The following is a 15,823-nucleotide window of genomic DNA, read 5'->3' on the forward strand; positions in this document are numbered from 1 at the left end:
GTTTGGAGAGGGACTTAAATGAAGCGTTGTGCAAGATTGCTGGCTTCGGCCGCGGCGCTGCTGTTGGCTGGATCCACTGGCTTCGCCGCCGACATCATCGAAGGGCCGGTGGCCGACTATTGCCGGACCGTCGGCACATCGAACCTGGTGCTGACCGACAACATCGTCGATCTTAAGGCCGAGGTGGTGAAGCTGATGGACGAGTCGGTGGCCGTCGCCAACAGCTCGGAATGGATCAATTCGTCCCGTCCTACCTTCGTCTGGGCATCGGAAGCCAAGGTCGCCTGCGGCATGGCCTATGGCTACCTCAAGACGAACTACAAGGACGAGGACACGCTCAACAAGTGCGAATGCTTCCACGACCGCATGGTCGAGTACATGAACTGACCGGAGGGGATCCGGCAGTGCCGGTTGGCTGACCCGATGGTCGGCGGACGATTGACGAGGGCGATCGCCGGAGCGATCGCATTGACCGGTTTTGGCCAGCTTGCCACGCAAGCCCGCGCCAACTGGCTGGAACGACCTAGCCTGGAGAGACCAGCACCGTTCGGCTTGAGGCGGCCGGTTCGCTGCGACGCCGCCTCCGAATGGACTCGCGCGACATTCAAGGCGTTTGCGACATGCCAGGCATCGCTCTACGGCTTGGAACCGGTGCTGGCGCACGCGGTGATGGAGATCGAAAGCGGGTTCGATCCCGATGTGCACGGCGCCGATGGTGAGGTCGGGTTGATGCAGGTAATGCCCGCGACGGCCCGAATGCTGGGCTTTCGTGGCTCGCTCGACGAGCTTGGCGCGCCGGCGACCAACATCGCGCTCGGCGTCAGATATCTGGCGCAGGCAAACAGCCTTGCCGCAGGCGATCTCTGCACCACCGTCATGAAGTATCGTGCCGGGCACGGCGAAACCCGGTTCTCCGAACTTTCGGTCCGCTACTGCCGGCGTGCGCGTGCAATCCTGGCGAGAGAAGGTTTTGCGGTGGCCGGGCCATTGCCGGTGGCGACGTTCGGATTCTCCGCATTCCCGACAGCAGGAGACGATGGTGCCCCTGCCCCGGCGAGGCGGATTTGTGTGCGCCGACTGTTCGTGCCGGGCCCGCGATACATGAAATGCGCGGACTATCGAAGCGCCGGGCAAGCCAGAATGATCAAGGCGCTCCGGGCAAGACTTTTCGACGGCTGAGCCATAATCCAGCAATTGCAAAGACGGCGAGGCAAGTCTGCCGTAAGATGAACGGATGAGACCGGGACAAATACCCGGCGGGATATGAGGGAGGCATCATGGATTCTGGCCGGCAGCGACACGGTTTGTGGACGTGGGCGATCGTCTTTGCGTTCGCGGGCATGGTGTCGGGCTGCCAGTCGAAAGGCAGCGTCTCGGACGCGCTCGATCCGGCGGCGATCGCCGCACCCGGAGCGCCGGCCGCCGGCACCGCTGCCAGCCCGGCCCAAGCCACGCGATCGCTCGGCACCGGGTCGACGAAGGTCACGATGCTGCTGCCTTTGTCGGCCCCGGGCAACGCCGGCGAAAACGGCCGGAAGATGCTCGATGCGACCAAGCTGGCGATGGCCGACCTTGGAAATGTCCTGCTCACGATTACGGTCGAGGACACCAAGGGCGACAGCGCGCACGCCAGCGAATTGGCTGTGAAGGCGATCACCACTGGAACCGCGATCGTCATCGGCCCGGTCGAACTCGCGGCCGCGCAGCACATAGCCAAGCTGTCGGGATCGAAGCGACCGCCGGTGCTGGCGTTGGCCGACAATTTCGCCGGCGGCCCGGGCGTCTATGCGGTGCGCCTCAACGAGGCCGACAGCGCGGCCGCGGGCGCAGCCGGCCTGGCGGCCAAAGGCAGCAAGAAGTTCGTGTTGCTCGTTGCGGCGGGCGCGAATGCCAGCGTGGTTGAAAAGCGGGTCGCCAACAGTCTCAGCATCTATGGCGCGACGCTCGCCGTCACCGTTCCGTATCCGGCCGGCGATGGCGGCACCAAAGTGGTCAATGATGTGGGCTCGCTGGTCGAGGCTCCCGATGCCATCATCATCGCCAGCGGCGACGACAATCCGGCGCCGATCCTTGCGGCGCTCAAAACGAAAGGCATTCCTGGAAAAGCAATTGCCGTCGTTGGAACCAACCGCTGGCTGGAACATCCGATGGAGCCGCTGTTTGAAGGCTCCTACATCGCCACGCTCGACCCAACGGAAACCGGCCCGATCGCCGACCGCTTCAAGACGACCTACAATTATCCAGCCGACGCCAATGTCGCCTACGCCTATGATATGGTCGCCCTGACAGCAGGAATTGCAAGTTCGGCCGGGCCTGACGGCTTCAGCAAGCAGGTGCTCGAAAATCGGAGCGGATTTCGCGGATCGACCGGCCTGTTCCGGTTTCGGGCGGATGGCTCCAGTGAGCGATCCATGCCCTTCTATCAGGTTCAAAAAGGTGCACTCAAGCTGGTCGCCAAATCGACATCGGGGTATTGAGGGGCAAGGAACCTTGCTTGAGTTGATGGGCTGGCTGAGGCACAATCGCTTGATAGCGCTCGGAAGCCTGCTCCTCCTGGCCGGGGTCTTGTTGATCATCCGGGCCGCAGATCTGCTTCCGAACAATCGGCCAGCGCCACGTCAATCCATCGATCATAGCCAGGCAATGCGACCACCTCCGAGCGCCGCCAATACGCCATGGCGGGGACGGGCACGCAAGATTGCTCAGGACCTTATCGCGCCGCCACAGCTTGATCCGGCGCAAATCGAACGGGTCGAGCCGCGCCTGCCGCTCAGCGACCTTGGTCTGGCTTCGCCTGCAGGGATGCGGATGCCAAAGGATTGGAAAGAGGTCCTGCTGTACCAACCGGTTGCCACCTCGTCGGCAACCTTCGAATCGATGGGGCGCAAGGTAGCCATCAGCGGGATCCAAGGCATTGACCTGGATGAGACCTGTTCCTTTCGTGGCATCGCCTGGCCTTGCGGCCAGCGTGCGCGCGCGACGTTCAATTCCTGGCTGCGCGGCCGGGCGCTGAAATGCGTCGTGCCGCCGGAAATCGATCGTTTTGCCATTGCGGCACCGTGCAGCTTGGGCAAGCAGGATGTCGGCGCGTGGCTTGTTTCCAATGGCTGGGCGACGGCCTTGGCGAGTGGCATCTATGGCAAGGCGGAGGCAGTGGCCAGAGACGCGCAGATGGGGATATTCGGCCCGCCGCAATAGCCGATAATTCGGTGTCGTTGCTTTTGCCGCCGTAGCCTTGCTTTTGAAGGGCTGATTTCGGGCCGATGGTAGGTGATTGCGCCATTACTAAAATTGTATGTTTCCTCGAAACTGAAAGTGCAGCACCTTGGCCTTATGACAGCCGATCAGGCGGGAGATTGGCTAATGATGACACCAATGGCGAATAGCTCGCCCCGGCAATGGAAAGATATCGCATGGCTGACTGCCCTGGGATCGGCGGGCATTCTGCTCCTCTCGGTTGGCCTAAATTATCTGCTTCTGTTCTCGGAAGCCTTGGCGCCCTTCGGCCGCAGCATGGTCACAGCGATCCTGTTGCCGGTCATCGTCGGTGGCCCACTTTTCCTGTTCATTGGACTGCAGCGGACCGAGCTCGTCCGTTATCGAAGAGAACTCAACAAGTCGGCGACCTTTGACAGCCTGACAGGCTGCCTCAACCGGACAGTCTTCACGTCGATGGTCGAAAGGAGAGCAACCAGGCCGGAATCGTCTGGTCCAAGATCTGGCGCCTTCCTGGTCATTCATCCCGAACACATCAGGTCCATCAATCTGCGCTTCGGCCTTGGCTGGGGTGACGAAGCCTTGCGGCTCATAGCCTCGACCATCCAGTCATCGGTACGCAAGGAAGATCTGGTGGGCCGGATCGGAACCTCCATGTTCGGGGTCTTTCTGCCCGGTGCGACAGAAGACGACGCCAGGGAGATCGGCGACCGTATCCGGGCGCGCGTGGCCCAAGCCTATTTCGCGCCAAAAGGAACCGCGGACACGCTGACCATCAGCGTCGGCGGCGTGGTGTTTGAAAACGAGTTGGAATTCGAGGACATGTTCCGATCGGCGGAATCGCTGTTATCCGGCGTCGAACGCCAGCCCGGATTTCAATTGTCGCACCTCCACAACTAGCTGAAACAAGTCGTTGCCGGAGGAACACCGCCGCAAATGTCTTGCCGAACGGCTGCGGCAGCGATCATCTTGGCCCTTGTTGCCAAACCGGACGATTGACCCATGGGCGGTTTCAACCCGTGGGAGGTCTGGTTCCTGACGGTGCTGACGGCATCGCCGCGCATCGCTGGCAGTATTTGCCGGACCGACCAAGTTCTGGCTGCCGCTGGTTGCAGCAACCTTGATCGCCTTGATGGCCGGCTATCGGACCATGCTGCTGCCGCCGAACTCCTGACAGGTCGAGACACCCGCCGCGCGAGTAGCATCAGGTTCGGCGCTCAGGGCACGAGCGACAAAGCTTGAGGGCGCACAGATAGCAGCTGGATCCCCACGGCTCTCTCTTCATCCGTGGGGATCACAAGCACGTCGACGTCGGAACCAGCAAGGCTGATGACCTCGTCGCCTCGTCCATTCAGCTTGTGGTCGATATTAACCGCAAGCCAGCCGGCCACAGCCCCGGCCCTCTCTCGAATATATTGGGCGTTTTGGCCTAGGCCTGCCTTGAACACCAGCGTGTCCAGTCCGCCTATCGCAGCGGCCAGCGACCCGATCTCGCGTGCGATACGATAGACGAAGAGATCGACTGTTTCGGCGGCAAGAGGATCATCGGAGTCGATTAGCGTCCGCATATCACCGGATATCCCTGACACTCCGAGCAGGCCGGATTGCTCGTAGAGAAGGGTGACCAATCGTCCGTCTGCAGCTTCCGGTCATTCAGCTGCGCGCTTTGCCCCAGCCAGCCCACGCGCCTTTCTCGTTCGCCGGGCTTTGGGCTTACAATTCCAATCTCGACATAACCAGCTGCACCATCATCACATGATCAACAGCCTCTCATTCTCTACCAGGCATACTATGACGCCTGGCTGGACCCGGGGACCAAAGGACCAGCCTCAAGACATTCTCAGCCACGACTTCGACGGTCAGCTGCAGTTCAACCGCGTTGGACGTGAGGTGAACACGAGCGCCGTCAACAAATTTCCCAACGACCATCCCGGCCTGGTCGGGCGGGAGCCGGCGACTTTTTCTGTTCGCCGAAATCGTCAAGCACGCCCCTGCTGGGGCGAAGCTTTCTAAAGCACGCTCCAACCACATATTTTAGGAGGGCAGGATGACAGAGCGTGAGCAAGAGATCGTCGCGAATGCATGGGCACTGGCTACGGGCGCACAACAAATCCTAGAGGCGCTTCTCATCATGCTGAAAAAGTCGGGAACGTCGCGCGACCTTCGATTGCCGGGTAGCCGGGAAGTGGACCATCAGTTAAGGGTCCGTAGCTAGAGCGTGATAAAGCAGCAAACACACTATCATAGAAACGGCGCTGCCTAGCAGCTGGTCTGCCGTCAGGCCGGAAAAATAGACAAGATGAAACGCCACCAACGCTCTACCAATCACGGTTCGGAACACTGCCGAAATAACCGTTAGTCGGCGCTAATGTTCCGGTCTGGACTCGCTACCGCTTTGGAAGCATTCTGCACTCGGGGGAGAGGGCGTGGGCAAAGTCCAGCGTCATCAAGGTGCGGATCAGGCCGACCGCTGGCGCAAGAACGCAAAGGGGCGGTGGATGTGGCGACGGCAATGTCTGCCGGCGCTGGTGATGGTTCCCTGACCGGCTCATCCCAGCTGGCTGGCTGAGTGGCACCCGCACGGCCGGCGCGGGGAGCTGCGATATCAAGGGCAACATTTCCACCAGTACCGATGAGCGATTTATCACGTTCCAGGGCAGGAGCATTACTGGAAGACGACGATCAGTTTCAGTACAGCGAGCGCTGGCTGTGCAGCGAGGCAGAGGCATGGGCCGCCGGCTGGCGCAAAGCAAGGCGGTAGCGCGGTAGCCACCACCATGTGCAGGCCCGCCAGCCCGTCATCATGGTCCGAACCTGATCGCACCCGCCGACCTTGGTCTCAACGTCGTTGATTGGCACTGCCACGCGGCTTTCCTTCATTCGCATGGTTCGCAGACATTAGCATGATCGCATACTCTCATCATCCGGCGTCGTCTCCCTCACAAAGCAGCGCCGGTAAGGCTCGGCGCCCTTCTTGTTTGTCCCATGTGCCAAAGGAGGTCGCCGGGCCTGCCGTTGCTCATCTTTGCGGGTTGCTCCTGATGGCTCCGCTTGGCGCCGTGGCCCTGCGTCTTCCTTCGGGTAAGGCCGGCGAGGCGCTTGTCAGACGGCCTGGCATGTAGGATTATGGTCCTCGTTGCGGCGACGCCCTCAATGGAGAGCGCCAATGGCCAGAACAAACCTTCCGAACAGCTTTCCCGGGCTGAAATCGAAGCGCTTCCTGGCGGCAGCCGAAGCGCTGCACAAGAGCATCGCCGGGCCGCTCCTGGCGTACCACAGGGAGCGCTGCCAAGCTCTACCTGAGGCCCATGGACCCCTGTTGAAGTCGATTGAGACGGTCACCTGCCAGCAGGCGCAGTTCATCCGCTGGAACGGGACAGGACCGGCACAGCCCCGGAGAAGCCTCCGGGCTGGTTCTCCTCGCGCAACTCTCGCGCCGCATCACCTCTAAGAGCAGTTCGAAGACGCTTTCGATTTCGCCGTTGATTTGGTCGGCAGGGATGCCAGGCTTCTCGGCCGCTGTCATCAATTGGTCTGCTAAGTCGCTGGCGGCGATCGGATCGCCCCGCGTCACAATCGCGGCGCGGAGGGGTTTTATTAGCTCCCCCTCATCTTGACGCCGGTGCCGGCTGCTCCAAAGTCTTGGGCATGGCTCGGGGAAGTATCAAAGTTGGCGACGAGGTCGCAGTCACGGCGATTGTGCGCGGCCGGGTGACGCCCGATCGCATAAGCGTGACGATCCCCTCCTACGACTTCCCGCATTCTGTTGTCGATTCGACTTCGAAGGCTGTAATTGGCCAGCATATGGAATTGATCGGCCCTGTCACACGCATCGACGGGGGACAAGGTAACCGTCAGCCTCCGGCCATTGGTGACTGTCGAGGCCGAGCACGTGCGCCTTGTCGAAAGACATGTGGCACTTCCACGCGGGCGAAAAAAGTCGCTGGTTGACAAGGCTTAAACTTCGTTGCCGACCCCAGGAACAGCCCACTGAAACTTTCCCCATCACATCGGCTCTGGTCGCCTCCCGCTAACTGCCGGCGCGTTGCGATATCGGCGCAGTAGACGGGTCGGCATTTTCCGAACTTTCCGACATCTCGTCGCGATGACGTTGGCGAAGGCGCTTCAGCAGTTCGCGTGAGGCTTGGATCGCCCTGCGCGATTGATCCATGTTCTGGCGAAACGTGGCGCGTTCCTCCATGGACTTCTGCCACTTCAGCAAGGTAGCCGTAGTCGCAGTGGCCGCTTGAGCGATATCTATGGGCGTTGCAACCATCGCATCCTCCCAAAAAGGCAATGGTAAACGCAATCTTTATAGGCCCGCCGAAACCCTTTCTTCAATCAAAAACGACCGTACAGATTCATACGCCAAATGGCTATTTGTCGGGGCGCTCGACGGCGGCTTCGTCGACCTCGGCCTCCATCTCGTCGTTGACGGTCTTGGTCTTGCCAAAACCGTCCATCGCCACACCGTCAAAGCCCTGCAGCATGTTCCTGCCAGTAAGCTGGCACCTCACGCTCCTTGCCATCCTTGCGCGCTTGGGCGCCGTACATCCAAGCGTAGGTGGCGCGTTCCTGATCTTTCTTAGGCATGGCCATTTGCATCATCCTCCCGGAAATCCAGCAGCCTTGCGTGCCGCAGCTTCTCTTCGCCTTTGAGGGTCTTGACCCAGCCAACCAGTCCGGGCTTCAGCCACTCGGCCTTGTCCTTTTTATGCCCCTTCGGGACCGGGCGGCCAACCTTGCCCTGGACGCGATCCCAAAGCGCTTGCCGCTCATCGGCATTGAAGTTGACGAGTGCGCCGCCTTTGTAGAGGCCCTTTTCAGCCATGATCACCTGGGTAGCTTTGCCGCGCTCGCGCTGTGCACCGATGATTTGCATTTCCTTTTCCTCAAAGCACTTGATCTTGCGCCAAGCGCTCGTTTGCCGCTGCGATATGACTGCCCTTGAGCTTCGAGACCATGCCTTCTAGCCCGTCTCGTCGACCAGGTGGCAAACGGCGTCACCAGTGCGGCATCGCTCCGCTGATTGAATGCGCCCGCCGGCAGGGATCATTTCGTGCAGGATCTCGCCGCGATCTTCGGTCGGCATCCCCGCGCAGGTCATGATGTGTGGAACCCTGCCGGTTGCTGACCGTTCTCCGTCAATGGAAGCCCCGAACCAACAGAGCCAAACGATCCTCGTGGTTGACGGCGACGTCATCGCCCGATGCGTCATCGCGGACTATCTCCGCCACTGTGGCTACAGGGTGATTGAGGCCCATTTCGCACGTGAGGCGCAACAAGCGTTGAACTATGCGGAGTTCGGTGTGGACACCGTCTTGTGTGACGTTGACCTGCCGGGCAACATGAACGGGTTCCAATTGTCGAAGTGGGTTCGCGAGAACAAGCCCGAGGTCAAAATAGTGCTTTCTGCCGCAGTAGAACGAACTGCGATCGCGGCGGGCGACCTTTGTCAGGAAGGCCCGCACCTTGCGAAGCCGTATGAGCCGGCCAACGTAGTGGACCATATCAGGCGACTGCAGCGTGTTTGGAGCTTACGATCCAGGAACCCTGGTGCAAAGCGCAATTGATCTCTGTCAGACGCCGAGAGGCTCGTCTGCATACCAATGGTGATTGGCCCTGCGAACTGGACGCCGCTCAGAGGAAGAACGGCGTATAAGCCGCAGTCCTGCGTGCGGCCGCAACAGTGGACGGTTGTCGCGCGCAGGACGGAGGAAATTCGCCCTCCTGCCGCGGGCGGTGAACGGGATACCGTAGGAGCGTCAGCATAGCGCCGGCCACAGGACGGGACGCGGCACCGACTGTCCCCGCCCGGTAGTCCGCATGTTTTGGTCGAAGCCGACCGGCTGGGATCGTACGCATTTTGGTTCTCGACGGTACGGCCGCTGATCGGCGATGATGCGAGGACCGAGTTGCCTGGAAGAAATCGATCTGGTCTTGCACCTTTTTTGCTTCCTCATTCGCGGGATAGCTTGTGATTTTCCAGCCTGACAGACTCTCCCCTGTCTATAAGAAATTCCCGACGCATGAGCGCACGTCCAACACAGTGCGGGCTCCAATGCTCACCGGCTGCGCGAGAATGGTAACCACCTACCTTGAGGGGAGCGCCACGTGCGTAATCAACGATGCAGGCGCTGCCAACCTCGGCATCCCCGGCAGTAGCAGGCTTATAAATGAATATGTCGTTGATCAACGCTATCGGCGCAGCCGCCGGGAGATGGACAGACCGCGTTTCAGCTAGCTAGGGTATCGATGTTCCAGGCTAAAGGCATTGGCATGTCCGAATTAGAAAAAAGACCTGAATCCCGTAAAGCAGCAACAAAATGCCGAAGGCTATCCAGAAGCCGGGTCGCGTAAGCAATGCCAGATCTTTTCTTAGCTGCTCCATTCACATCAACTAACATGGCCAAGCGTCGTTCCCGTCCGCTGGGGACAAATTTCAACTGAGCTGATAGGCTTCGTCGCATAGTGCCGCGCCACTGCGGATCGAGACACCTCAGCGCCCCGCGTGAGCACGCGCAACTCGATCGGAGGCGCAAGGAGAAAGTTCGGAACGGTTCCAAGAACCCCAAGCAAATTGAGCGCCGCAGCGGACGATAAGGTTCACGCATATCCCGGCGAACATCCGCACAGCAATGGTCAATATCAACGGCAGAAGGGCGTCCGAAAAGAAACTCATCTCTGCGTCACCGCCTCATCGAGAGTCACCGCTGCGGCATCCTGAATACAGGTCGGCGACCCGAAGAGCATGCATTGCGCAAGATTTTCCAGATGAACTGATGCCGAGACCGGCCCAAGCGTCCACCCTAGCCTCCAGCCGGTCATTGCATGAGACTTCGACAGGCTGTTCACAATTATCGTCCGCTCTCTCATTCCGGGACTGAATGCTATTGAGAGGAACTCGCCGTCGAACACTGTGCTGCGGTAAACCTCATCGCTGATGATCCACAGATTGTGCCGCTCGGCAAATGTGGCAATGGTTTCCAGATCCTCCTTGCCGAACACATATCCGCCGGGATTGTTTGGGGAGTTCAGCAAGATCGCCCGCGTTCGATCTCCTACCGCTGAACGGAGAATATCCTCGGATGCCTTCCGCCGCGCATTTTGCAGCGATAGTTTGACGGATCGGACCACTGCTCCATCGGCGCGTATTGCCGCTTCGTATGTAGATACCAAGGCTCAAGGCAAAGCACCTCGTCGCCAGCTCCGGCAACGGAAGCTTAGTGTGATTGAGCGGCCAGGCGGCCGGTCCCAATTCGTTCGAATGATGCGCTTGCCTCGCCAATGTCGCATGGTGAGTCAGCCGGCAAACCAAAACACTCAACCGCCGGTTAGGCCCGGCCGCCTGATGCGCCCCACAAGAGGCTGTGCCGGGCCGTTCGTCGGGGCTTCTGCACCTGAGTTGTTAATGTGCCCAGGCAACACACCATTGACGCCAAGACGATGGCAAGAAGGGGAGCCGCGCAGTCCTCAAGAATAAGTCAGCAGGCACCTAGACCGATGTAGGGCCTTCCGATCGCAGCTCTCGGCTCCTCGCGGCGCCGGCGCCCTGGCATCGTTTGATTGAACGAAGACGCTGAGTTGAGCTCTCGATACAAAAGCATCTCAGTCCTCGTGCCTCAATGGTTCCGGGCATGCGGCTGCAGGGGATGAAGTCATGAAGTTCAGGGATTTGATCAGACGCGCCGAGGACAATGTGGAGAGGTCGTTCGACGATCTCGAAGCTGACTTGGCTAACGCTGTCGACCAGTGCCTCGATTTGGAGGATGTCGCCGACGTGCCAAACATGGCAGGCGAAAACAACGAACAGGATGACAGCGTACCAAGCGAGGACGGTGCCGGCGACGACGATGATAGCTCGCCGATACCAGCGCATCGGATGACCTCACATACGCAGAGCCGAATTGCTGCCGTGAGCTCGTTTAACGGCTTGTTCCACGATGCCAAGCTCCATTTCGAGGAGATCAACGCAAAAATCTCCGAAATTACAAGTACATGTCAACTGACGTTCGAGTTTTTTCACATCCTTCACGCGGACATTCTCCGTGCCAACGAACTGGAGTTGGCGAATCAAAATCTGATCGCAGATCAAAGGAACTTGTCGGAAACACTCAATGACCTGAACAGACGGTACTGTGAGCGTCAAGGCACCGTCGAGACATTGCAGCAGCGCCAGGCAAGCCTTGTTCAGGAGTGCGAAGTGCTCCGTGGCGCGTTGGCCGCGGCAAGGCTGGAGCTGGTCGAAGCGGCGAACACCACCACAAAGAACGAAGCGGAATTTGGCGACCTCACGAACATGCTTGCCGCCGCAAATGTCGAGGCCGACAGGCGCTCCCGAGAGAACAAACAGCTGCGTGAAAAGAATGTGAGCCTGTCTATTGACCTGGAAAAGGCCATGAAGCGGGAGGAAGAGGCACGGCATAGGCTGGATGCCTTCTCCACGATCCATGCCAACGAAGCTGCGCGAAATTCCGAAATGCTGAGTGCGCTCGGCAAGAGCGAAAAAGAGGCAATCAAATTGCACACCTCACTCGAGGTTGCGCAGGCGAAGCTATGGGAGGTGACCGAAGCAGCCAGGATTATGCAGGCGGACATGGATGGCGAGCTTAAACGCTGCCAGGCTGAGAACCGAGGATTGCGCTCAGAAATTCAAAGTCTCCAATCGCGCTTCGAACTCGCCTCAAACGCAAACAACGAGGCCGCGGCCGAGATCGCCAGGCTCCAGCTACAATGGAGCGACGCCCTGGCCGAAAAACAGGTGACCGACGAAAGGTTGGCCGCACTCACCGAGGAGGCCGAAACCAACAAGGTGAACCTTTCGAAGATCGCCGCAGATTTTGCACAGCTGTCCATGCAGCAGGCGTCCGATCAGATTGAACTCGATGTGAGACGGCAGGAATGCGAGGACCTGCGGGTCGAAATTGCCTCGGTCAATGCTCGGGTCAGGGAATTGCTGCCCTACAAGAGGTCGCATGGAAGCGCGAACGCCTTGCCGCATACATCTGACGTGGCAAATGTAGCGGTGACTGCAGACCGAACGGTGCATGCCGCACGCCGTGTCCGCCGGAGGGCCCTCGCCGCGTCGTAGGGGCAAAGAACCTCTCCTCGTGAGGCAATTGCCCCTGTCGATGATCGTGGAACGGTATGCGCTCTTTGTTGCGCAAAAGATGACAGGACGCTAACGCTGTTGTCGGAGCAGGACTTGGTGAGGCGGCCAGGAAAATCCTGTTGGGGCCTTGTAGCCGGGACAATGTCCCAGACGAGCTCGCGCGTCGTCCGCCGGCGTCACCCCTGTCCGGCATCACGTCGCCTACCAGCCAGTATGTCAGCAAGCACGCCTGCAGTGTGCCCGCGGTCGACCGCCCACAGCCGCCATGTCATTGCCGGAAAGCCCTCGACATCTGGTCGGTAAGTGGCTTCAGCAGATAAGACCAGACGCTGTGTTCGTCCGTACTTATGTGAACCTCCGCTGGCATACCGGGTTTGAGCACTTTGGCATCGGTCAGACATGTGGACTTGTCTTCGACATTGATGCGCGCCGAGAAATAAGAAAGCTGGCGCTGTTGATCTTTTATCAGGTCCGCCGAGATGCGCTTGACAGACCCTTGGCAGGCAGGCGTGGTGCCGGCGTCGAAAGCCGGAAACCGGATCGAGACCCGCTGACCTGGACGAACGTCATCTATGCGCGACGGCGCAATCAGCGCGTCGACCACAAGGTTGCCGGTGTCAGGGACGATCATCATCAGAACTTCGCCCGCGGCAACCACGCCGCCGATCGTGTGAATGGAAGATTCCTGTACCGTTCCCGATTGCGGAGCGCGGATGGTGGTTTTGGCCAGTTCGTCCTGTGCCACAACCTTGCGCTCGCTGAGTTCGGTCTGCTTGGCTTCCGTTTCACGAAGTTCGCTCGTTACGTCACTACGCCTTTGTTCATCGAGCTGAAGTATCTGCAGTTCGGTCTCGCTGATCCTGGCCTGCGCCTCGGCAACCGCCGCCGCGAGGCGCCCTGATTCTCCGTGCGCCCGGGTGGCATCCAGTCTGATGTTGCTAAGTCGCTCTTTGGACACCAGCTTCTTTGTAAAAAGCGCCTGTACATCGACAAGATCGCCATCCAGCAGGACCACGGATTGTTCTTCCGCGGTCTGTTGCGCCTTGAGGCCCTCAACTTGGCGTTCGAGTTGCTTTGAGCGGCTTTGCAACTGTGCCTTCTGCCCGTTGAGGGCCGTAGCGCGGCTTTCGAACAGCGTGCGCTCACCGTTCACCAAGGCAGCCAGTTCCGGCTCGCCCATTCGCGCTTGAAGGCTGAACGGAAGCTGCATCTCCGACAGGCCTTGCCGCTCTGCCTCCAGCCGCACAAGCCGAACCGTTGCCCGATCAAGATCCTTGCTAATTATCTGCAGATTGGCCCGTGTCAGTGTGTCGTCCAACCGTGCCATCACATCGCCGGCCCGTACATGATCCCCGTCTTGCGCGAAGATGCCACCTATCGTGCCGCCCGTCAGATGCTGCACCTTCTTTATGTTGCTCTCGACCACCACGGTCGCCGGCGCAATTACCGCGCCAGCAATCTTGGTCAGACCGAGCCAGAGCCCGCCGCCGGCAAGCAACATAACCGTGACCGCCGCACCCAGGATCAGGTTGGCCCCGATTCCATCGCGCGTGCCCGAAATCGCGTTGCGCCGGCTCCCATTGCCGATCGGGGCCGATGGAGCCATCGTCGCCTCAGACAAAAAAATATCCCTCATGCATGACCGCTCACCCCTTTGTGCATCGCGACGGCCGCTGCCGGGCGTTCAACAGGCGCAGCAAAGGGGCGGATGACGTTGGCCAGGACCTCCTCGCGTGAGCCGAAGGCGTGAAGCATCCCATTGGACATTACGAGTACCCTGTCGATATTGGTAAGGGCAGAAGGACGGTGCGCAACTACGATGACGATGCCTCCACGTCTGCGCACTGCCAGGATCGCACCGGCCAAGGCGGTATCGCCATCGACGTCCAGATTTGAATTCGGCTCGTCCAGAACGACAAGAAACGGATCGCCGTAAAGTGCCCTTGCAAGCCCTACGAGTTGCCGCTGTCCAGCCGACAAGGCTGTTCCTCCCTCGCCCATGCGTGTTTGAAAACCGTTCGGCAATCGCAGGATCATTTTGTCGACGCCCGCTGCCTTGGCAGCTGCAAGCACGCCCTTGGCGTCGCCCTTCCCGCCAAATCGCGAAATGTTGTCGGCAACCGTTCCATCAAACAGTTCGACGTCCTGGGGCAGGTAGCCAATATGTGCGCCAAGGTGTTCTTGGTCCCATTGGTCAAGCGAGGCGTCGTCCAGCCTCACCGTGCCGCGAAGTGGCTGCCAGACGCCCACCAGCGCGCGCACAAGCGTGCTTTTGCCAGAACCGCTCGGGCCGACAACGGCCATTCCCGTCCCTGCAGCCAGGCGGAAGCTGACATTGGCTACCGTCGGTTTTTGCTGGCCCGGTGGCGCTATAGTCAGGTCCTCGACCGCAAGCTCCGCTTGGGGGCGCGGAAGTTCCATATGTTCGTCCCGGTCAGGAAAAGCGGCCAGGGCCGTTGCCAGTTGCGAATAGCTTTGCCGGAACGCGGCGAAGCCTCGCCAGTTCGCGATAGCGGCGTCAACAGGAGCCAATGAGCGGCCCAGCAAGATGGAGGATGCGATGATCACGCCTGGCGAGGCTTCGCCTCCTATCACCAGGTAGGCACCCAGTCCAAGAACGCAGGACTGCAAGGCCAAACGCAGTGCCCTAGAGAGTGCCCCGGTGGCGCCGACGACGTCGGAAAGCCTCTCTTGGTGCCGCAGATATGCGTTATTGATCTCGCCCCAGCGGTGGGCAAGCCGTGCGGAAAGGCCCATCGCGCGTACGACTTCCGCGTTGCGGCGTCCGGATTCGGCGAGATTGCGTTGCGACACCAGCGTCTCGGACGCGCGTGTCACCGATGTGCGGCCAAGAACTTCCGCCATGACCGTGAGCAGCACGACAATGATCGCACCGCTTGTGGACAACAGACCGAGCGCAGGATGCAGGAAATAGATGATCAGCAGGTAAAATGGAATCCACGGAGCGTCGAATATAACAGTCGGCCCCATTCCGGAAAGGAACCCGCGTAACTGATCGAGATCACGGAGGGGCTGTATCCGGTTCGCATCCTGCCCGCCAATGAGCGGCAAGGACAGCGAGAGGCCGAACACCCTCTGCTTCAAATTCCTATGGACACGATTGCCCACTCGAACCAGCAGGCGCAGGCGCACGAAATCCAGCAGCCCGTAGACCGCGTAAAGACCCAGCATTCCGATCGTGAACCCGACAAGCGTCGGAACGCTCTGCGAAGGTAAAACGCGATCGTAAATTTGCAGCATATAGACCGAGCCGGTCAGGGCGAGAAGGTTTATGACTGCCGAGAAGACGCCGACGCCTACCAGGCCAGGCACGGTCCCAAGCATTGCGCCTCGCAGATCCGACGAACTCCTTCCACCAGGGTTCATAGGCTTCGACCTCCCGTGAGAGATCGTTGCGCAAGCTCACTGGCCCCACTGGGCACCGACAATCTCTTGCTGTTCAGGAGCGTATCCCCTTAGCCTTCTAATATTACG

Annotated in this window: 14 protein-coding genes and 1 pseudogene; 8 read left to right on the top strand and 7 right to left on the bottom strand. The window is 59.8% G+C overall.

Annotation, left to right across the window (positions count from 1 at the left end):
* Positions 1–18 precede the first annotated feature (18 nt).
* The 5 genes from NKK52_RS15895 to NKK52_RS15915 all read left to right on the top strand — a co-directional run bounded on the left by NKK52_RS15895 (position 19) and on the right by NKK52_RS15915 (position 4,116).
* Positions 19–387, top strand: a complete 369-nt coding sequence (locus NKK52_RS15895) for a hypothetical protein (protein WP_023681064.1) — start codon at positions 19–21, stop codon at positions 385–387.
* Positions 388–468: 81 nt separating this feature from the next.
* The gene (locus NKK52_RS15900) at positions 469–1,179 is read left to right on the top strand and encodes a lytic transglycosylase domain-containing protein (protein WP_245263024.1); all 711 of its coding nucleotides are present in this window, start codon (positions 469–471) and stop codon (positions 1,177–1,179) included.
* A 98-nt stretch (positions 1,180–1,277) separates the two neighbouring features.
* The gene (locus tag NKK52_RS15905) at positions 1,278–2,477 is read left to right on the top strand and encodes an ABC transporter substrate-binding protein (RefSeq protein ID WP_023681062.1); all 1,200 of its coding nucleotides are present in this window, start codon (positions 1,278–1,280) and stop codon (positions 2,475–2,477) included.
* Between the two features lie 13 nt (positions 2,478–2,490).
* Entirely contained in the window at positions 2,491–3,198 is a 708-nt protein-coding gene (locus NKK52_RS15910) for a thermonuclease family protein (protein ID WP_245263023.1), read from the top strand.
* 165 nt (positions 3,199–3,363) lie between these two features.
* The gene (locus NKK52_RS15915) at positions 3,364–4,116 is read left to right on the top strand and encodes a GGDEF domain-containing protein (RefSeq protein WP_023681060.1); all 753 of its coding nucleotides are present in this window, start codon (positions 3,364–3,366) and stop codon (positions 4,114–4,116) included.
* 317 nt (positions 4,117–4,433) lie between these two features.
* Here NKK52_RS15915 and NKK52_RS15920 read toward each other — a convergent pair whose 3' ends face one another.
* The gene (locus NKK52_RS15920; protein WP_023681059.1) at positions 4,434–4,844 is read right to left on the bottom strand and encodes an acetate/propionate family kinase; all 411 of its coding nucleotides are present in this window, start codon (positions 4,842–4,844) and stop codon (positions 4,434–4,436) included.
* Positions 4,845–5,642: 798 nt separating this feature from the next.
* On the opposite strand from NKK52_RS15920, the pseudogene NKK52_RS15925 reads away from it, so the two are divergent.
* Positions 5,643–5,977: pseudogene (locus tag NKK52_RS15925) on the top strand (sunset domain-containing protein).
* Here the strand turns inward: NKK52_RS15925 and NKK52_RS15930 are convergent.
* The 3 genes from NKK52_RS15930 to NKK52_RS15940 all read right to left on the bottom strand — a co-directional run bounded on the left by NKK52_RS15930 (position 5,905) and on the right by NKK52_RS15940 (position 8,098).
* The gene (locus NKK52_RS15930) at positions 5,905–6,096 is read right to left on the bottom strand and encodes a hypothetical protein (RefSeq protein ID WP_023670919.1); all 192 of its coding nucleotides are present in this window, start codon (positions 6,094–6,096) and stop codon (positions 5,905–5,907) included. The pseudogene NKK52_RS15925 and the gene NKK52_RS15930 overlap by 73 nt on opposite strands.
* Positions 6,097–7,246: 1,150 nt before the next feature.
* Entirely contained in the window at positions 7,247–7,492 is a 246-nt protein-coding gene (locus NKK52_RS15935) for a hypothetical protein (RefSeq protein ID WP_023714697.1), read from the bottom strand.
* Positions 7,493–7,801: 309 nt separating this feature from the next.
* Positions 7,802–8,098, bottom strand: coding sequence for an ATP-dependent DNA ligase (locus NKK52_RS15940; RefSeq protein ID WP_023681052.1), 297 nt, complete (start codon positions 8,096–8,098; stop codon positions 7,802–7,804).
* Positions 8,099–8,249: 151 nt separating this feature from the next.
* On the opposite strand from NKK52_RS15940, the gene NKK52_RS15945 reads away from it, so the two are divergent.
* Positions 8,250–8,789, top strand: a complete 540-nt coding sequence (locus NKK52_RS15945) for a response regulator (RefSeq protein WP_245263022.1) — start codon at positions 8,250–8,252, stop codon at positions 8,787–8,789.
* A 1,105-nt stretch (positions 8,790–9,894) separates the two neighbouring features.
* On the opposite strand, the gene NKK52_RS15950 is transcribed toward NKK52_RS15945, so the two are convergent.
* Positions 9,895–10,395: a pyridoxal phosphate-dependent aminotransferase gene (locus NKK52_RS15950; protein ID WP_084627197.1), complete on the bottom strand. Its 501-nt coding sequence runs from the start codon at positions 10,393–10,395 to the stop codon at positions 9,895–9,897.
* Between the two features lie 481 nt (positions 10,396–10,876).
* Between NKK52_RS15950 and NKK52_RS15955 the strand changes: the two genes are divergently transcribed.
* A complete protein-coding gene (locus NKK52_RS15955) occupies positions 10,877–12,307 on the top strand; it encodes a coiled-coil domain-containing protein (RefSeq protein ID WP_023681049.1) in 1,431 nt (476 codons plus the stop codon).
* Positions 12,308–12,596: 289 nt separating this feature from the next.
* Here the strand turns inward: NKK52_RS15955 and NKK52_RS15960 are convergent, their stop codons facing one another.
* Complete coding sequence (locus NKK52_RS15960; RefSeq protein WP_023670911.1) at positions 12,597–13,934, bottom strand: HlyD family type I secretion periplasmic adaptor subunit; 1,338 nt, start codon at positions 13,932–13,934, stop codon at positions 12,597–12,599.
* 26 nt (positions 13,935–13,960) lie between these two features.
* Positions 13,961–15,673: a type I secretion system permease/ATPase gene (locus NKK52_RS15965; protein ID WP_023681048.1), complete on the bottom strand. Its 1,713-nt coding sequence runs from the start codon at positions 15,671–15,673 to the stop codon at positions 13,961–13,963.
* Positions 15,674–15,823: the final 150 nt, after the last annotated feature.

This window comes from Mesorhizobium sp. C277A (genome assembly GCF_040324395.1).
Classification (GTDB): domain Bacteria; phylum Pseudomonadota; class Alphaproteobacteria; order Rhizobiales; family Rhizobiaceae; genus Mesorhizobium.